15 tRNA genes are annotated in these 1,525 nt (G+C 51.1%); all 15 read right to left on the bottom strand.

The annotated features are described in order from the left end of the window. Positions 1 to 89: 89 nt before the first annotated feature. Positions 90 to 179: transfer RNA gene (locus ACQV2X_RS08715), tRNA-Ser, on the bottom strand. 35 nt (positions 180 to 214) lie between these two features. After that, positions 215 to 288 (bottom strand) — tRNA-Ile (locus ACQV2X_RS08710). 11 nt (positions 289 to 299) lie between these two features. Further along, a tRNA-Gly gene (locus ACQV2X_RS08705) sits at positions 300 to 370 on the bottom strand. Between the two features lie 10 nt (positions 371 to 380). Next, positions 381 to 470: transfer RNA gene (locus ACQV2X_RS08700), tRNA-Ser, on the bottom strand. A gap of 31 nt (positions 471 to 501) precedes the next feature. Then, a tRNA-Ile gene (locus ACQV2X_RS08695) sits at positions 502 to 575 on the bottom strand. 9 nt (positions 576 to 584) lie between these two features. Then, a tRNA-Met gene (locus tag ACQV2X_RS08690) sits at positions 585 to 658 on the bottom strand. 7 nt (positions 659 to 665) lie between these two features. Further along, a tRNA-Ala gene (locus ACQV2X_RS08685) sits at positions 666 to 738 on the bottom strand. 17 nt (positions 739 to 755) lie between these two features. After that, a tRNA-Pro gene (locus ACQV2X_RS08680) sits at positions 756 to 829 on the bottom strand. An 11-nt stretch (positions 830 to 840) separates the two neighbouring features. Continuing rightward, positions 841 to 914, bottom strand: a tRNA-Arg gene (locus ACQV2X_RS08675). A 31-nt stretch (positions 915 to 945) separates the two neighbouring features. After that, positions 946 to 1,031: transfer RNA gene (locus ACQV2X_RS08670), tRNA-Leu, on the bottom strand. A gap of 27 nt (positions 1,032 to 1,058) precedes the next feature. Further along, positions 1,059 to 1,130 (bottom strand) — tRNA-Gly (locus ACQV2X_RS08665). 5 nt (positions 1,131 to 1,135) lie between these two features. Next, positions 1,136 to 1,208: transfer RNA gene (locus ACQV2X_RS08660), tRNA-Thr, on the bottom strand. Positions 1,209 to 1,260: 52 nt separating this feature from the next. Next, positions 1,261 to 1,342: transfer RNA gene (locus ACQV2X_RS08655), tRNA-Leu, on the bottom strand. A 35-nt stretch (positions 1,343 to 1,377) separates the two neighbouring features. After that, a tRNA-Lys gene (locus tag ACQV2X_RS08650) sits at positions 1,378 to 1,450 on the bottom strand. 5 nt (positions 1,451 to 1,455) lie between these two features. Continuing rightward, positions 1,456 to 1,525: transfer RNA gene (locus tag ACQV2X_RS08645), tRNA-Val, on the bottom strand.

The following is a 1,525-nucleotide window of genomic DNA, read 5'->3' as shown; positions in this document are numbered from 1 at the left end:
AACCCGTGTTACCGCCGTGAAAGGGCGGTGTCTTAACCGCTTGACCAACGGGCCAATATCAAAACTCATTGGCAAGTATATAAGAATAACGGAGAAGGAGGGATTTGAACCCTCGCGCCGGTATAAACCGACCTACACCCTTAGCAGGGGCGCCTCTTCAGCCACTTGAGTACTTCCCCATAAGCCAATTCAAAATAACAATTAATTATTGCTATGGGCCTGAGTGGACTCGAACCACCGACCTCACCCTTATCAGGGGTGCGCTCTAACCAGCTGAGCTACAGGCCCATTATCAATAAAGCGGGTGAGGAGAATCGAACTCCCGACAACAGCTTGGAAGGCTGTGGTTTTACCACTAAACTACACCCGCATATTCTCAAAGGAGGATGTGGGATTCGAACCCACGCGCGCTCTTACACGCCTGACGGTTTTCAAGACCGTTCCCTTCAGCCGAACTTGGGTAATCCTCCGTTAACCAATGGCAAAATCCATAATGCATAATGGACCTTGTAGGACTCGAACCTACGACCACCCCGTTATGAGCGGGGAGCTCTAACCACCTGAGCTAAAGGTCCGGCCTTAGATAGCGGCGAAGGGGATCGAACCCATGACCTCCCGGGTATGAACCGGACGCTCTAGCCAGCTGAGCTACACCGCCAAAAAAATGGAGAATAGCGGGATCGAACCGCTGACCTCCTGCGTGCAAAGCAGGCGCTCTCCCAGCTGAGCTAATCCCCCATATAAGAATAAACAAATCGGGAAGACAGGATTCGAACCTGCGACCCCTTGGTCCCAAACCAAGTGCTCTACCAAGCTGAGCTACTTCCCGTTTTACTCTAATACACCCGGCAGGATTCGAACCTGCAACCGCCTGATTCGTAGTCAGGTACTCTATCCAGTTGAGCCACGGGTGCAAAATATTTTATCATTCACAATAAAGTGAAATGCCGAGGGCCGGAGTCGAACCGGCACGGTGATCACTCACCGCAGGATTTTAAGTCCTGTGCGTCTGCCAATTCCGCCACCCCGGCTTTAAAAGCCTAAATGTATCTTGGCAAAGCGGAAGACGGGGTTCGAACCCGCGACCCCCACCTTGGCAAGGTGGTGTTCTACCACTGAACTACTTCCGCAAAAGTGCCGGCTAAAGGACTTGAACCCTCGACCCTCTGATTACAAATCAGATGCTCTACCAACTGAGCTAAGCCGGCATAATATAACTTAGGATTTCCAATTATAAATCATAAGTGATCAAAATGCAAGTGCGGGTGAAGGGACTTGAACCCCCACGCCCGAAGGCGCCAGATCCTAAATCTGGTGCGTCTGCCAATTCCGCCACACCCGCAAATTAAAATTCCTTGATGTTTCCATTTAGGAATATGACCCGTGCAGGATTCGAACCTGCGACCCACTGATTAAAAGTCAGTTGCTCTACCGACTGAGCTAACGAGTCAAGAGTGGGGAATGACGGGATCGAACCGCCGACATCCTGCTTGTAAGGCAGACGCTCTCCCAGCTGAGCTAATTC

The sequence above is a fragment of the Facklamia sp. P12945 genome (assembly GCF_050409485.1).
Taxonomy (GTDB): Bacteria; Bacillota; Bacilli; order Lactobacillales; family Aerococcaceae; genus Facklamia.
Note: the sequence above shows the minus strand (reverse complement) of the source record. Positions and strands in the feature narration are given on the sequence as shown.